The sequence below is a fragment of the Microbacterium sp. P5_E9 genome, from assembly GCF_054049175.1.
This window is the reverse complement of sequence record NZ_JBFUMV010000003.1, coordinates 328,052-342,048: the sequence shown is the minus strand read 5'-3', so window position 1 is coordinate 342,048 and position 13,997 is coordinate 328,052. Positions and strand designations below refer to the sequence as shown.

General features: G+C 70.4%; 16 protein-coding genes. 12 read left to right on the top strand and 4 right to left on the bottom strand.

Annotated features, from left to right (window positions below):
• Positions 1-43 precede the first annotated feature (43 nt).
• Together ACXJ3V_RS07805 and ACXJ3V_RS07800 are read left to right on the top strand one after the other, a co-directional pair.
• Positions 44-721: an acyl-CoA synthetase gene (locus ACXJ3V_RS07805; protein ID WP_457099712.1), complete on the top strand. Its 678-nt coding sequence runs from the start codon at positions 44-46 to the stop codon at positions 719-721.
• Positions 718-1,056, top strand: coding sequence for an amino acid transporter (locus ACXJ3V_RS07800; RefSeq protein ID WP_457099711.1), 339 nt, complete (start codon positions 718-720; stop codon positions 1,054-1,056). The genes ACXJ3V_RS07805 and ACXJ3V_RS07800 overlap by 4 nt, the downstream gene beginning before the upstream one ends.
• A 25-nt stretch (positions 1,057-1,081) precedes the next feature.
• On the opposite strand, the gene purB is transcribed toward ACXJ3V_RS07800, so the two are convergent.
• Together purB and ACXJ3V_RS07790 are read right to left on the bottom strand one after the other, a co-directional pair.
• Entirely contained in the window at positions 1,082-2,479 is a 1,398-nt protein-coding gene (gene purB / locus ACXJ3V_RS07795; RefSeq protein WP_457099710.1) for an adenylosuccinate lyase, read from the bottom strand.
• The gene (locus tag ACXJ3V_RS07790; protein WP_457099709.1) at positions 2,476-3,018 is read right to left on the bottom strand and encodes a low molecular weight protein-tyrosine-phosphatase; all 543 of its coding nucleotides are present in this window, start codon (positions 3,016-3,018) and stop codon (positions 2,476-2,478) included. Before ACXJ3V_RS07790 ends, purB begins: the two co-directional genes overlap by 4 nt.
• A 147-nt stretch (positions 3,019-3,165) precedes the next feature.
• Between ACXJ3V_RS07790 and ACXJ3V_RS07785 the strand changes: the two genes are divergently transcribed.
• Positions 3,166-3,399 (top strand): hypothetical protein, encoded by a 234-nt coding sequence (locus ACXJ3V_RS07785; RefSeq protein WP_457099708.1) that lies wholly within the window; start codon positions 3,166-3,168, stop codon positions 3,397-3,399.
• Positions 3,396-4,820, top strand: a complete 1,425-nt coding sequence (locus tag ACXJ3V_RS07780; protein WP_457099707.1) for a hypothetical protein — start codon at positions 3,396-3,398, stop codon at positions 4,818-4,820. The genes ACXJ3V_RS07785 and ACXJ3V_RS07780 overlap by 4 nt, the downstream gene beginning before the upstream one ends.
• Here the strand turns inward: ACXJ3V_RS07780 and ACXJ3V_RS07775 are convergent.
• Positions 4,792-5,184, bottom strand: coding sequence for a phage holin family protein (locus ACXJ3V_RS07775; protein ID WP_457099706.1), 393 nt, complete (start codon positions 5,182-5,184; stop codon positions 4,792-4,794). The two genes, ACXJ3V_RS07780 and ACXJ3V_RS07775, sit on opposite strands and share 29 nt — an antisense overlap.
• Positions 5,185-5,295: 111 nt before the next feature.
• Between ACXJ3V_RS07775 and ACXJ3V_RS07770 the strand changes: the two genes are divergently transcribed.
• The 4 genes from ACXJ3V_RS07770 to ACXJ3V_RS07755 all read left to right on the top strand — a co-directional run bounded on the left by ACXJ3V_RS07770 (position 5,296) and on the right by ACXJ3V_RS07755 (position 10,035).
• Complete coding sequence (locus ACXJ3V_RS07770; RefSeq protein ID WP_457099705.1) at positions 5,296-6,399, top strand: histidinol-phosphate transaminase; 1,104 nt, start codon at positions 5,296-5,298, stop codon at positions 6,397-6,399.
• Between the two features lie 4 nt (positions 6,400-6,403).
• Positions 6,404-7,552, top strand: coding sequence for a thiamine pyrophosphate-dependent enzyme (locus tag ACXJ3V_RS07765; RefSeq protein WP_457099704.1), 1,149 nt, complete (start codon positions 6,404-6,406; stop codon positions 7,550-7,552).
• A gap of 113 nt (positions 7,553-7,665) precedes the next feature.
• Positions 7,666-8,631 (top strand): alpha-ketoacid dehydrogenase subunit beta, encoded by a 966-nt coding sequence (locus tag ACXJ3V_RS07760; RefSeq protein WP_457099747.1) that lies wholly within the window; start codon positions 7,666-7,668, stop codon positions 8,629-8,631.
• A gap of 30 nt (positions 8,632-8,661) precedes the next feature.
• On the top strand, positions 8,662-10,035 hold the full coding sequence (locus ACXJ3V_RS07755) for a dihydrolipoamide acetyltransferase family protein (RefSeq protein WP_457099703.1): 1,374 nt from the start codon (positions 8,662-8,664) through the stop codon (positions 10,033-10,035).
• A gap of 74 nt (positions 10,036-10,109) precedes the next feature.
• Here ACXJ3V_RS07755 and ACXJ3V_RS07750 read toward each other — a convergent pair whose 3' ends face one another.
• Complete coding sequence (locus tag ACXJ3V_RS07750; RefSeq protein WP_457099702.1) at positions 10,110-10,748, bottom strand: hypothetical protein; 639 nt, start codon at positions 10,746-10,748, stop codon at positions 10,110-10,112.
• Between the two features lie 121 nt (positions 10,749-10,869).
• Between ACXJ3V_RS07750 and ACXJ3V_RS07745 the strand changes: the two genes are divergently transcribed.
• The 4 genes from ACXJ3V_RS07745 to ACXJ3V_RS07730 are packed head-to-tail and all read left to right on the top strand — an operon-like array spanning position 10,870 to position 13,994.
• Positions 10,870-11,820 carry a metal ABC transporter solute-binding protein, Zn/Mn family gene (locus tag ACXJ3V_RS07745; protein ID WP_457099701.1) on the top strand — a complete coding sequence of 317 codons (951 nt, stop codon included), beginning with the start codon at positions 10,870-10,872 and terminating at the stop codon, positions 11,818-11,820.
• Positions 11,817-12,650: a metal ABC transporter ATP-binding protein gene (locus ACXJ3V_RS07740; RefSeq protein ID WP_457099700.1), complete on the top strand. Its 834-nt coding sequence runs from the start codon at positions 11,817-11,819 to the stop codon at positions 12,648-12,650. Before ACXJ3V_RS07745 ends, ACXJ3V_RS07740 begins: the two co-directional genes overlap by 4 nt.
• Complete coding sequence (locus ACXJ3V_RS07735) at positions 12,647-13,570, top strand: metal ABC transporter permease (protein WP_457099699.1); 924 nt, start codon at positions 12,647-12,649, stop codon at positions 13,568-13,570. The genes ACXJ3V_RS07740 and ACXJ3V_RS07735 overlap by 4 nt, the downstream gene beginning before the upstream one ends.
• A 10-nt stretch (positions 13,571-13,580) precedes the next feature.
• Positions 13,581-13,994, top strand: coding sequence for a Fur family transcriptional regulator (locus tag ACXJ3V_RS07730; protein WP_457099698.1), 414 nt, complete (start codon positions 13,581-13,583; stop codon positions 13,992-13,994).
• Positions 13,995-13,997: the final 3 nt, after the last annotated feature.

Genomic DNA, 13,997 nt, shown 5'->3' with positions numbered 1-13,997 from the left:
TGGCATCCCCTTTTCGCGCTCGATCAGCCCCTTGAGTCCCGCCGTGTCGTCAGCAGCCGCATCCCGCACCTTCGAGGTGCGCCACGTGCAATTGGCGCGCGCCGCGTTCGCGGCCCTGGCGGCGATCATGATCACCTTCTCGCCGGATCACTCGGCGGCGGTGGGCATGGCGGTCTTCAGCGGATTTGCGATCGCGACCGGACTCGTCCTTCTCCTCTCGATCTGGCTCGTCTACCCCGCGGGTCAGCGCTGGCCGATCGTGCTGATGGCGATCGTGACCATCCTGATCGGGATGGTCGGCGGGATCTCGCTCTGGCGCACGGTCCCGGTGTTCTTCGCGTCGGTGATCGTCTGGGCGCTGCTCACCGGTGTCATCGAACTCGTCGCAGGGATCCGGGCGCGCCGTGCGCTGCGCTCGCAGGACGACCCCGAGCGCCGGTCCGAGGCGCGCGACGCGATCGCGGTCGGAGCCATCACGCTCGTCCTCGGCGTGGCGATGCTGTTCGTGCCGACCGGATACGCCCTGAACTACTACATCGAGGACGCCGGACAGGCGTTCACCCTCACCGGAATCACCATCGGCGTCGGTCTCTTCGGGGCCTACGCCGCCATCGTGGCCGTCTACCTGGCGATTGCGGCGTTCTCGCCGCGTACGCCGGCACTCGCCCCCGGGGCCTCCGTCGAGGGCGACACCGCATCAGATCGAGGAAGCGCCGCGTGACCGACGACAAACCCACCCGCCGCGACCTCATGAAGCCGATTCAGCTGCTGGGGCTGGCCTTCGGCGCCGCCCTGTTCACGGGCATCGTCACGCTGGTCTCGATGGGCTTCTTCCAGCAGCACACTGCGGCCCAGACCGGCAAGGCCGCGGTGGTCGCCGCCGTCGCCGCCGGCATCGCGTTCATCGCGGTGCTGCTGATCGTCTCGCTGCTCCTGCTGGCGGTCGACCCCGCCCAGGTGCGCAAGCAGATCGACCGCCCCGTTCTGCTCGACCCCGAGGAAGACGACGACAAGCCGAAACCGGATGCCGCGGCATCCGGTGACCCGAAAGCCTGACTCGGCCGCTTTCGCGGATCGCGGTTCAGTCCAGGCCGTCGACCAGGTCGGACGCGACCCCGATGTAGGTGGCCGGGGTGAGGGCCAGCAGCCGCGCCTTGGCGGCATCGCCGATCTCGAGCCCGCGGACGAACTCGGCCAGCTCCGCTGCCCCGACGCGCCGGCCCCGGGTGAGCTCCTTGAGCAGCGCGTATGGGTCGGCGATCGTGGACCGCCCGGCCGCGACCTCGGCGCGGACGACGGTCTGGATCGCCTCGCCGAGCACCTCCCAGTTGCCGTCGAGGTCGGCCAGGAGCACGTCCTCGGCCAGCGAGATCTCACGCAGGCCCCGCTGCAGGTTGTCCAGGGCGAGCAGCGAGTGCCCGAACGCCACGCCGATGTTGCGCTGCGTGGTGGAGTCGGTGAGGTCGCGCTGCAGCCGCGAGGTGACGAGGGTCTGCGAGAGCGTCGCGAGCAGTCCGCCCGCGATCTCGAGGTTCGCCTCGGCGTTCTCGAAGCGGATCGGGTTGATCTTGTGCGGCATCGTGGAGGAGCCGGTCGCACCGGCGACCGGGATCTGGGCGAAGTACCCCATCGAGATGTAGGTCCAGATGTCGGTGGCGAGGTTGTGCAGGATGCCGCCGGCATGCCGCACGCGGTCGTAGAGCTCCACCTGCCAGTCGTGCGATTCGATCTGGGTCGTGAGCGGGTTGAAGCCCAGTCCGAGCGACTCGATGAACTCGCGCGAGATCGTCGGCCACGCGGCATCCGGATCAGCGGCGAGATGCGCCGACCAGGTGCCGGTCGCACCCGAGAACTTCGCGAGGAAATCGGATGCCGCGATCTGCGACGCGACCCGCTCCAGGCGCCACGCGAAGACCGCGATCTCCTTGCCCATGGTGGTGGGGGTGGCCGGCTGTCCGTGCGTGCGCGAGAGCATCGCGGCGTGACGGTGGTCGACGGCGAGGGCGCTCAGGGCGTCGATCACCGCGTGCAGCTTGGGCAGCCACACGCCCACCACGGCACGCTGGACCGTCAGGGCGTAGGCCGTGGAGTTGATGTCCTCGCTCGTGCACGCGAAGTGGGTGAGTTCGGCGATGGAATCCAGGCCCAGCTCGGTGAGACGGTCGCGCACCAGGTACTCGACGGCCTTCACGTCGTGACGCGTGACCGCTTCCTTGGCGGCGAGCCAGTCGATCTCGTCCTGTCCGAAATCGCGGTACAGCGCGCGCAGTCGCGACTTCACGGTGTCGCGCAGGGGGGTCGTGCCGAACAGCGAGCGGTCGGTGAGCGCGAGCAGCCACTCGACCTCGACCTCGACCCTGGCGCGGTTCAGCCCGGCCTCGGAGAGGAATTCCGCGAGCGGTGCGACGGCCGCGCGATAGCGCCCGTCCAGCGGGCTGAGTGCCTGGCGATCGAAGAACTGCGGGGAGGAGGAGGTCACAGAAGGTCCGATCGGTGCGCGGCAGGCGGCGACGGGGTCGCCGGGCGGATCGCGGGTTCGAGCTGCCGGAAGAGCGCCCGGCTCGCGCTTTCGATCATAGCGAGGACCTCATCGAACATTCCCGGCCCGGCATAGTACGGGTCGGGCACATCGAGGCTGCGCGCGGTCTGGTCGAACGACATGAGCAGGGCGATCTTGTCGGTGTCGGCCTCGGTGCGCGCCCACCCCTTGAGGATGCGCTCGTGGCTGCGATCGAGCGCGACGACCAGGTCGCTGTGCGCGAAGTCGGCCGACGTGAACTGTCGCGCGCGATGCCGCGCACCGTCGTACCCTCGGCGCTCCAGCGCGTCGAGGGTGCGCTGATCGGCGCGTTCGCCTACATGCCAGTCCCCGGTGCCGGCGCTTGTCGAGCCGACGTGATCGCGCAGCCCGGCGAGATCCGCGAACTGTCGGAAGACGACATCCGCCATGGGCGAGCGGCAGATGTTGCCGGTGCAGACGAACACGACGCGGAAGGGATCCACGGTGGTCGCGGTCATTGGACCATTCTGGCCTCCCCCGGCCACCCTGACCAGGCGAGGAACCGTTCCTCCCCAGCCCGCGGCGCGTGAGACGGCATCCCGAGTCGACGGCGATCGCGGAATCCCGGGGCCCACCAGGGCGATGCTCGGCCGATGAACGGATGGATGACACGCAATTCGGCCGGCGTCCTCGCGGCCGCGGACGACCGGCTCGCGGCGGTGGTGGCGCGTGCCGAGCGCCTGGCGGACGAGACCGCCTGGGAGTGCGCAGCCGCGCGCGCCTACCGCGCCGAACTGGCCGACTGGGTGGCGCAGCTGCGTCACCTGCGCGCTGACGTCGAGGGTCTCGAGCGCGCCGCACGCGCAGCACTCGCGCTGGCGGCGGGAGCAGGGCGATGAGCACCGCAAGGATCGGATCGGATGCCTCGGCTCAGACCGACGGCGCCCAGGCGCCATCGCCAGGAGCCCTCGAGATACGCAGCGGTGGGCTCGTCGCGGTCGACACGGCCTCGCTCGAGGCGGCCGCAACGGCGCTGGACCAACTCCACACCGACATCGTCGCTGTCGTCGAGCTGCTGCGCACTGCCGCAGCGGAGCTGGCCGGCGTCATCCACCTTGTCGACGGGTTCGTCGTCTTTCGGGCGTGGATCCTGGCGGACCTCGCCTCCCGGCGGGCGCACACGCCGTCGGAGCTCGCCGGCGGGCTGCGCGCGTCGGCGGCGCTCTTCGACGTCGTAGAGCTGCAGGCTCAGCGCGCTGCCGCGGAGGCGGGCGGCGACACCGCGGCGGTGGCCCGCATCGACGGGCGGCTCGCGGCGATCGAGGCCGCGCGCCCTGGCACCCTCCTGGTCGCGGCCGGACGAGGGACGTGGCGCGACCTCACCTGGCCCGCCGGGGTCATCGCGCAGGTCGCCGGCCCCGCCGCGTGGCTCGGCCCGATCGCGGGAGCGACCGTGGCGGGCATGCTGTGGAGCTTCGCCCAGGGGGTGCGGACGACCGGAGTCACGAGAATCGCGCCGGATGCCCGGCTGAGCGGCACCGCCGAGCCGGTTCGCATCCGCGAAGTGCCGCTCGCGCCACCCCAGCCCGGGGGTGTGGTGCCGGGTGCGCGGCCGACTGCGGCTGTCGCGGCGCCGACCACCCTCGCGGGAGCCGCGGCCCGGATCCCCACCGGCGCCGCCGCCATCCGGGTCGAGCGGTACACCCTGCCGGATGGCACCCGGCAGTTCGCGGTCTACATCGCAGGCACGCGGTCAGGCGACTTCGGCGGCGAGCAGCCGTTCGATGCACTGTCCGACGTCCAGCTCGCCGCCGGCCAGCGGTCCTCGTCGTATGACGCGGTCCTCGAGGCGCTCGCCGACGCGGGCGCGCAGCCGGGCGACGTCGTCCACGCGATCGGCCACTCGCAGGGCGCGATGATCGGCGCGCACCTCGCGGTGGAGGGCGGCTACGACGTCCGGACGCTCGTGAGCCTCGGCTCCCCGGTCGATCCGGAGGTCGCAGGCGACACGCTCAGCGTCACGATCCGCCACTCCGACGACCCGATCGCCGCTCTGGCCGGCGGTGGCAGGTCGGAGACCGTGGGCGCCCCTGGCAGCTTCGTCGCCGAGCGCACCGCCGACCCTGCCCTCGGGGTGGACCTGCTGGCGCCCCACCACCTCACCGAGTACACCGAGACCGCGGCCATGCTCGACGCATCCGCCGACCCGCGCATGGACGCGGTGCGTGGTGTCTTCGCTGAGCTCGGCGACGCGGCATCCGTCGAGGTGACGGAGTACCGCGCCGAGCGGGTCAGTCCTTCCGCTGGGGGCGAAGGATGATGCCGAAGATGAAGTTGATGATCGCGATGACCATCGCGGCGACCACGCCCCACCAGAAGTCATCGACGCGCAGTCCCCAGCTCCACCAGTGGGTGATCCACGCGGTCAGCCACAGCAGGAAGCCGTTGATGAGGAGCGAGATGAGCCCCAGCGTCAGGATGTAGAGCGGCAGCGCGAGCAGCTTGATCACCGTGCCGATGAACGTGTTCACCAGAGCGAAGATCGCCGCCACGAGCAGCAGCGTCAGGACGTACTGCAGCGTGCCGCCGGGTGGGAATGCGACGACCGTCACGCCGAGCGCGGGAATGAGGGTCACGACCCAGATCGAGAACGCGTTGATGACCACGCGGATGAGGAAGCCCATAGTGCGGTCAGTCTGCCACGACCGGCGCGCGCGGCACAGGCTCCTGCCCGAGCCGATTCGGCGGGGCGATGACCTGCCGCCGCGGGAATATGACGTCCGTAGACTCTCAAGGTGACCGACGCTCCTGTTCGCATCCGCCCCGAGATCGCCGCGCTGCCGCCGTACAAGCAGGGCACGCAGGCCGGCCCCGGCGCTTTCAAGCTGTCGAGCAACGAGAACCCGTTCGACCCGCTCCCCGGAGTGCTCGACGCGGTTCACGATGCGGCATCCTTCAATCGATACCCGGATGCCGCGGCCACGCGCCTGCGCGAGCGCCTCGCCGCCCGGTTCGACGTCACGACGGAGTCCGTCCATGTCGGCGCCGGCAGCGTCTCGATCCTCGCGCAGCTGATCCTCGCCGCGGCCGGTCCCGGCGACGAGGTGCTGTACGCCTGGCGGTCCTTCGAGGCCTACCCCGGGCTCGTCCTGATCGCGGGCGCGACGCCCGTGCAGGTGCCGCTGCTCCCCGATGCGACCCACGACCTCGCCGCCATGGCGTCAGCGGTCACCGAGCGCACCCGGGTCGTGATCGTGTGCACCCCGAACAACCCGACCGGCACGATCGTCACCCAGGCGGCGTTCGATGCGTTCGTCGCGGCGGTTCCGAGCGACGTGCTGGTGATCCTCGACGAGGCGTACGTGGAGTTCGTGACCGACCCCGACGCGGTGGACGGCCGGCGTGTGCTGGCCGAAGGGGCGCACCCGAACGTCGTCGTGCTGCGCACGTTTTCGAAGGCGTTCGGGCTCGCAGGTCTCCGCGTCGGGTACGCGATCGGTCATCCGCGGATCCTCGACGCCGCCCGCACCACCGCGATCCCGCTCGCAGTCACGGCCCAGGCCGAGACCGCGGCGATCGCGAGTCTCGCCGAGGAGGCCGCGCTCCTCGAGCGCGTCGGCGTCATCGCGGCGCGGCGGGACGAGCTCGTCGCCGGGTTGCGCGCGCTCGGCTGGGCGGTGCCGCAGGCCCAGGGCAACTTCGTCTGGCTGCCCACCGGGGCCGAGACGCTCGCGATCGCCGAGCAGTTCACCGCCGCCGGCCTCGTGGTCCGCCCCTTCGCGGGAGACGGCATCCGAATCTCCGTCGGCGAGCCCGAGTCTGTGGAGAAGATCCTAGGGATCGCGGCATCCGTTGTCCGGACCCTCCCAGAAAGCCATCCAGCGCGAGGGATAGCGTAGAGCGGTGACCTCGATCGACGCATCGGTTCCACAACCCCACGCCCCTCTCGTCCGCGTTCTCGCGGCCGACGGCACGTTCGCGCCCACGGCCGCGGCGGAGCCCTATCTCGCGCTCATCGACGCGCTCCCCGACGCGGAGCTCGAGACGCTGTATCGCGACATGGTCGTGATCCGGGCCTTCGACCGTCAGGCGACGAACCTGCAGCGACAGGGGCAGCTCGCCCTTTGGCCGCCGAGCCTCGGCCAGGAGGCCGCGCAGGTCGGCTCGGCGCGCGCCGCCCGCCCGCAGGATCACTTCTTCCCGTCGTACCGCGAGCACGTCGTGGCCCGCATCCGCGGGGTCGACCCGGTCGACATCATCCGGCTCATGCGCGGCCTGACGCACGGCGGCTGGGACCCGTTCGACCCGAAGAACGGCAACGTGCACCTGTACACGCTGGTGCTCGGCGCGCAGACCCTCCACGCGACCGGCCTCGCCATGGGCCTCGTCTTCGACGGACGCTCCGGCACCGGCGATCCAGAACGCGACGAAGCGGTGATCGTCTACTACGGCGACGGCGCGACCAGCCAGGGCGACATCCATGAGGCCATGGTGTTCGCCGCGAGCTATCAGACCCCTGAGGTCTTCTTCCTGCAGAACAACGGGTGGGCGATCTCCGTGCCCGTCACGACCCAGTCGCGCTCCCCGCTGTATCTGCGTGGGCAGGGCTACGGGATGCCGAGCATCCAGGTCGACGGCAACGACGTGCTCGCCAGCTACGCCGTCACCAAGGTGGCACTGGACGAGGCCCGCGGCGGCGCCGGCCCGCGCGCGATCGAGGCGCTCACCTACCGGGTCGGCGCGCACACGACAAGCGATGACCCCACGAAGTACCGCACCTCCGCCGAGGAGGAGTCCTGGATCCGGCGCGATCCGATCCAGCGCATGCGCGCCTACCTCGAGGGTCGGGGAGCCGGCGCGACGTTCTTCGCCGACGTCGAGGACGAAGCGGCCGCGGTCGCAGATGACGCCCGCATACGGACCACCCAGCTCGGCGGCCTCGAGGCCGACTCGATGTTCGCCCACGTGTACTCCGAGCCGCACCCGCTGATCGCCGAGGAGCGGCGCTGGCTGGCCGACTACGAGTCATCCTTCGAGGAGGGCGCATCGTGACCGACACTTCGACAGGCTCAGTGACCGATGCCGCGCCAGTGACCGACACTTCGACAGGCTCAGTGACTGATGCCGCGCCAGTGACMGACGCCGGTTCGACCGGCATCGAGACCATGCCGCTCAGCCGCGCCCTCAACGCCGGCCTGCGCCGTGCGCTCGCAGACAGCGATCGTGTGCTCCTCATGGGTGAGGACATCGGCCCGCTCGGCGGCGTGTTCCGCATCACCGAGGGCCTCTCCGCCGAGTTCGGCCCGCGGCGCGTGCTCGACACCCCGCTGGCCGAATCGGGCATCGTCGGCACCGCCATCGGACTGGCCATGGCGGGGTTCCGTCCGGTGTGCGAGATCCAGTTCGACGGCTTCGTGTTCCCGGCGTTCGACCAGATCACGTCGCAGCTGGCGAAGCTCACCAACCGGCACGAGGGGTCGCTGCAGCTCCCGGTCGTCATCCGCATCCCGTACGGCGGGCACATCGGCGCGATCGAGCACCACCAGGAGAGCCCCGAGGCGTACTTCACCCACACTCCGGGCCTGCGGGTCGTGAGCCCTTCGACGCCGAATGACGCGTACTGGATGATCCAGGACGCGATCACCTCGAACGACCCGGTGATCTTCCTCGAGCCGAAGAGCCGCTACTGGCAGAAGGGCGAGGTCGACACGACCGCCCGCGCCCTGCCGCTGCACGCCTCACGGCTCGTGCGCCGCGGCACCGACGTCACGCTGGTCGGGCACGGCGCCATGGTCGGCACCCTGCTGCAGGCCGCCGCGCTCGCCGAGTCCGAGGGGACGAGCTGCGAGGTCATCGACCTGCGCTCGCTCTCGCCGATCGACTACGGCCCGATCCTCGACTCGGTGCGGCGCACCGGCCGCATGGTCTACGCGCAGGAGGCGCCCGGCTTCACGAGCCTCGGCTCGGAAGTCGCCGCGACCGTCATGGAGAAGGCCTTCTACGCACTCGAGGCGCCGGTCATGCGCGTGTCGGGCTTCGACGCGCCCTTCCCCCCGGCCAAGCTCGAAGGCACGTTCCTGCCGGATGCCGACCGGATCCTCGAGGCAGTCGATCGAGCCCTCGCGTACTGAGGCCTTCGTGGCCTTCGGAAAGGATGCCGAATGAGCACCCAGACCTTCCTCCTCCCCGACGTCGGTGAGGGATTGACCGAAGCCGAGATCGTCTCGTGGCGCGTGGCCCCCGGCGACGAGGTCTCCGTCAACGACGTGCTGGTCGAGATCGAGACGGCCAAGTCGCTCGTCGAGCTGCCGTCGCCGTTCGGCGGCAGAGTCGAGTCGCTGCTGGCCGCCGAAGGCGACACGGTCAACGTCGGCACGGCGATCATCACGATCGCCGCTGCACCGGGCGGATCGGCGGACGGGACGGATGCCTCTCCCCTCGTCATCGGACAGTCCGAGCACGGCCAGCCCGCCGCCGACGCCGAGCCTGGCGGCGCCGTTCTCGTCGGCTACGGCACTGCCGGACACGTCGAGTCGCGGCGTCGGCGTCCAGCGCAGCGGCCGGTCGCGGCATCCGTCGGCGTTGTCGCGAAGCCGCCCATCCGCAAACTCGCCCGTGATCTCGGCGTCGAGCTTGTCGACGTGGTGCCCAGCGGCACCGCGGGCGAAGTCACGCGCGAGGATGTCGTGCGGCACGCGTCGCAGGCGAGCGTGTTCCGCAACATCGAGACGCCGGAGTGGCCGGACGTCCGCGAAGAGACGATCGCGGTGTCGGAGCCGGCGGCGACCGTCGTCGCCCGGCCCGCCGCGCCGGCCACCGCGCCGTCGACCGATGTGCGCGAGGAGTCGATCCCGGTGCGCGGTGTGCGCAAGGCCGTCGCATCGGGCATGGTGCGCTCGGCGTACACCGCCCCGCACGTGTCGGTGTGGACCGACGTCGACGCGAGCCGCACGATGGAGCTCGTCCGCCGGCTCAAGGGCTCGACCGACTTCGCCGACGTCAAGGTGTCGCCGCTGCTGATCATGGCGCGCGCGGTCATCTGGGCCGTGCGCCGTACGCCGATGGTCAACGCCGCGTGGGTCGACACCGACGCTGGTGCCGAGATCCGCGTGCGCCACTACGTCAACCTCGGCATCGCCGCGGCGACTCCGCGCGGCCTCCTCGTCCCGAACATCAAGGACGCGCAGGATCTCAGCCTGCGCGACCTCGCGCGGGCGCTCGAGAAGCTCACGCTCACGGCGCGCGAAGGCAAGACGGCGCCCGCCGACCAGCACGGCGGCACCATCACGATCACCAACATCGGGGTGTTCGGAATGGATGCCGGCACCCCGATCATCAACCCCGGCGAGGCCGGGATCGTCGCCCTCGGGACGATCCGCCAGAAGCCGTGGGTCGTCGACGGCGAGGTGCGCCCTCGGTGGGTGACGACCGTGGCCGGGTCGTTCGATCACCGGGTGGTCGACGGCGACGGGATGTCGCGCTTCATCGCCGACGTCGCGTCGATCCTCGAAGAGCCCGCGCTGCTCCTCGACTGACCGGCGGGCAGCGGTCCCTGAGCTTGTCGAAGGGCCGCCGGACGCTTCGACAGGCTCAGCGACCGGCTGAGGCCTCAGCGTGGGGCGAGAAGCGACGCCGGCGCGAGTGAGCGCGGACGTCGCGTGAGCAGCAGCAGGATGATCGCGAAGACGCCGCCGAGCGTGCCCGCGACGATGTCGCTCATGGTGTCGCTCAGCCCGTGCTGGGATGTCGTGCCGATGATGATGTCGCTCGCGAACTCGCAGATCTCCCAGGCGGCGGCGAAGGCCATCGGCGTCAGCAGCGTCACGGTGAGCGAGAACCAGCGGGGCAGCGGCCACCCCGTCTGCTCCTCCGCCCGGCGGGCGATGAACAGTCCGAGCCATGCCAGCATGACGCCTGAGTAGAAGTGCACGATCACGTCCCACAGCGGGAAGTACCAGTAGACGTGCAGCGCGCTGCCGGCGAACGAGCCCGCCGCGATGAACGCCAGGTAGCTGACCTGGAGCGGCCACGGCATCGCGGTGCGGAAGACCAGCTCCACGAGCAGCGGCGCCCAGTACGCCAGGATCAGCAGGAACGTCAGCGGCAGCTCGACCTCGGCCCCGAGAGCCGCCAGTACCAGCGCCAGGGCGACCGACCCGACCTGAAACGGCAGGGCGAGCAGCGCCGAAGCGCGCAGGCGCGCGACGATCGGGGGAACCGCTGCCGTGGTCTTCGTGCTGCTCGTCATTCGTGCGCTCCCCCGCGGCCCGGGTGGCTCGCATCGTGCAGAGAATAGCGGCCATGGTCCCCGCAGATCGCATCGGTCCCGCGAAGTTGAGAACGATTATCACTAACGGTAGAGTTGCGGCATGCCTTCGCCCCGCCTGTCTGCCGCCGCGCTGGCCGCGGCATCCGCTCTCCTGCTCACCGGGTGCGCCAGCGGAGAGGCGGAGGGCACCGGAGACGACGGGCACATCGACGTGGTGGCATCGACGAATGTCTACGGGCAGCTGGTCGAGGAGATCGCGGGCGACCTGGTCGATGTGACGTCGATCATCACGTCGAACGCGCAGGACCCGCACTCGTTCGAGGCGAGCGCGCAGGACCAGCTCGCCGTCGCCGATGCCGACCTCGTCATCGAGAACGGCGGTGGCTACGACCCGTTCATCGATGGACTCATCGAGTCGTCGGGCACCGGCGCCACCGTCCTCACCGCGGTCGAGTTCTCCTCCGAGTGGACCGGCGGAAGCGCCCACGACGACAGTGCGGATGCCGACGAGCACGAGCACGTCGACGGCTTCAACGAGCACGTCTGGTACGACCCGACCGCGATGAGCGATCTCGTCGAGGCCATCGCCGCCGAGCTGAGCATCCTGAGCCCGGATGACGCGGCTGCCTTCACCTCCGCCGCTGACGCGCTCGCGGCCGAGATCGCCACGCTCGAGGCATCGCTCGACGACATCGAGGCCGCCCACGCAGGCGAAGACGTCTTCGTCAGCGAGCCGATCCCGTACTACCTGATCAAGGGCGCGGGCCTCACCGATGTCACCCCGCCGGCCTTCAGCGAGGCGGTCGAAGAGGGTCTGGATGTCGCGCCCGCCATCCTGCTCGAGTCGATCAAGCTCCTCGAAGGCGGCGACGTGCGCATCGTCTTCGTCAACGCGCAGACCGGCGGCGCCGAGACGACCCAGGTGATCGACGAGGCCTCAGCGAACGGCATCCCGGTCGTCGAGTTCACTGAGACGCTCCCAGAGGGCCAGACTTACCTCTCGTGGATGCAGGACAACATCGCGGCGATCCAGGAGGCTCTGGAGGAGTGACGAACGCCCTGCTGCGGATCGAAGACGCCTCCCTGCGCCGGGGCGAGCGCGAGCTCTGGTCGGGGCTCGACCTCACTGTCGAGCCCGGCGAGTTCATCGCGGTCCTCGGCCCGAGCGGCTCGGGAAAGACGACGCTCCTGCGCGCCATCCTCGGCCTCGAGCCGCTGTCATCCGGAACGATCACCGCGCTCGGCGCTCCCGTCCGCACCAGGGGAAACCGGCGGATCGGCTACGTTCCGCAGTCTCGGCCGCTGCCGCGCGATACGTCGCTGCGCGGGCGCGACCTCGTCTCGCTCGGCGTGGACGGACACAAGTGGGGCATCCCCTTCCCGCGGCGGGCTGATCGCGAGCGCGTGGAGGCCCTCGTCCGCTCGGTCGGCGCGGAGCGGTTCGCCGACCGCCCCGTCGGACTGCTCTCGGGGGGCGAGCAGCAGCGCCTGCGCATCGGCCAGGCGCTCGCCGATGACCCGCGCATCCTGCTGTGCGACGAGCCCCTCACGAGCCTCGACCTCGCCAACCAGCAGGCGGTGGTGGCGCTCATCGACAGTCACAGGCGCCAGACGGATGCCGCGGTCCTGTTCGTGACGCACGACATCAACCCGGTGCTGCGCAGCGTCGACCGCATCCTCTATCTCGCGGGCGGGCGCTTCATGCTCGGAAGGCCCGATGAGGTGCTCGACTCGCGCGTGCTGAGCGATCTCTACGGCGCCCCGGTCTACGTGCTCCGTGCCGGGGGACGCCTCGTGGTGGTGGGCGCGCCCGACGTCGAAGAGCCGCACCACCATCACGATGAGGACGACGACGACGCCGACGCGGGAGCGCACGCATGACCTGGGACGACATGTGGGAGGCCATGTTCGGAGGCCTTCCGGTCTATGGCGAGATCCTCGCCCTGGTATCGAACTCGGTGTGGGCGGGCGCCGTGCTGGGCCTCGTCGGCGGTCTGATCGGCGTGTTCATCATGCAGCGCGACATGGCATTCGCGGTGCACGGCATCAGCGAGCTCTCGTTCGCCGGCGCGGCGGCGGCACTGCTCTTCGGGTTCGACGTGGTGACGGGCTCACTCGTCGGCTCGGTCGTCGCCGCCCTGCTGATCGGATGGCTCGGCGCCCGTGCCCGTGACCGCAACTCGATCATCGGGGTGCTCATGCCGTTCGGCCTCGGCCTCGGCATCCTCTGCCTGTCCCTCTATGAGGGCCGTTCCTCGAGTCAGTTCAGTCTGTTGACGGGGCAGATCGTCTCCGTCCAGAACGATCAGCTCGGCCTCCTCATCGCGATGAGCGCCATCGCCCTCATCGCGCTCGTGCTCATGTGGCGCCCGCTGCGGTTCGACTCGCTCGATCCGGTCTCCGCCGCGGCCCGGGGCGTTCCGACGACCGCGGTGTCGATCGGGTTCCTGCTCGTCCTCGGGCTCATCGTCGCCGTCAGCGTGCACATCATCGGCGCACTCCTGGTGATGGCACTGCTCGTGACACCGGCGGCCGCCGCGATGCGCGTCGCCTCCGGCCCTGTGTCGGTGCCGGTGCTGTCGGCCCTGTTCGGCTTCACCGCGGCCGTCGGCGGCATCCTCCTCGCGATCGCCGGCACGCTGCCGGTGAGCCCCTACATCACCACGTTCTCTTTCCTCATCTACGTCGTCTGCCGTCTCATCGGCGCGCGCCGCGGACGGGTCGAGAAGGCGCGGCGGGAAGCATCCGCCCTCTCGCTCGATGCCGGGTCCGCTCATGCCGCTCCCGCGGGCCGCGCGTAGAATCGCGGCCATGGTCGAGCGCAACACGTGGCAGCGCGAGCGGGTGCGCGAAGCGCTCGCCGATGCGCCTGGGTTCGTCAGCGCGCAGAGCCTGCACGCCACCCTCCGCGATGAGAACACCGGTATCGGCCTGGCCACCGTGTACCGGGCGCTCGCCGGATTCGCAGCCAAGGGCGACGCCGACTCGCTGCAGAGTCCGGACGGCGAGAGTCTCTATCGCGCCTGCACGACGCGAGGTCACCACCACCACCTGATCTGCCGGTCCTGCGGGATCGCGGTCGAGATCGCGGCATCCGATGTCGAGCAGTGGGCGCGGCAGACCGCGGCCTCGCACGGCTTCACCGAGGCGGAGCACATCGTGGACATCTTCGGGCTCTGCGCCGCGTGCACGGCCGCGCGGGCGAGCGAGCGTGACGCGCGCTGAGTG

What these genes read in the sequence shown, in the direction of transcription:
- ACXJ3V_RS07790 (WP_457099709.1), bottom strand. Translation starts at nt 3,018, where the DNA reads ATGACCGCGACCACCGTGGATCCCTTCCGCGTCGTGTTCGTCTGCACC.
- ACXJ3V_RS07785 (WP_457099708.1), top strand. Translation starts at nt 3,166, where the DNA reads ATGACACGCAATTCGGCCGGCGTCCTCGCGGCCGCGGACGACCGGCTC.
- ACXJ3V_RS07780 (WP_457099707.1), top strand. Translation starts at nt 3,396, where the DNA reads ATGAGCACCGCAAGGATCGGATCGGATGCCTCGGCTCAGACCGACGGC.
- ACXJ3V_RS07775 (WP_457099706.1), bottom strand. Translation starts at nt 5,184, where the DNA reads ATGGGCTTCCTCATCCGCGTGGTCATCAACGCGTTCTCGATCTGGGTC.
- ACXJ3V_RS07760 (WP_457099747.1), top strand. Translation starts at nt 7,666, where the DNA reads ATGCCGCTCAGCCGCGCCCTCAACGCCGGCCTGCGCCGTGCGCTCGCA.
- ACXJ3V_RS07755 (WP_457099703.1), top strand. Translation starts at nt 8,662, where the DNA reads ATGAGCACCCAGACCTTCCTCCTCCCCGACGTCGGTGAGGGATTGACC.
- ACXJ3V_RS07750 (WP_457099702.1), bottom strand. Translation starts at nt 10,748, where the DNA reads ATGACGAGCAGCACGAAGACCACGGCAGCGGTTCCCCCGATCGTCGCG.
- ACXJ3V_RS07745 (WP_457099701.1), top strand. Translation starts at nt 10,870, where the DNA reads ATGCCTTCGCCCCGCCTGTCTGCCGCCGCGCTGGCCGCGGCATCCGCT.
- ACXJ3V_RS07735 (WP_457099699.1), top strand. Translation starts at nt 12,647, where the DNA reads ATGACCTGGGACGACATGTGGGAGGCCATGTTCGGAGGCCTTCCGGTC.
- ACXJ3V_RS07730 (WP_457099698.1), top strand. Translation starts at nt 13,581, where the DNA reads ATGGTCGAGCGCAACACGTGGCAGCGCGAGCGGGTGCGCGAAGCGCTC.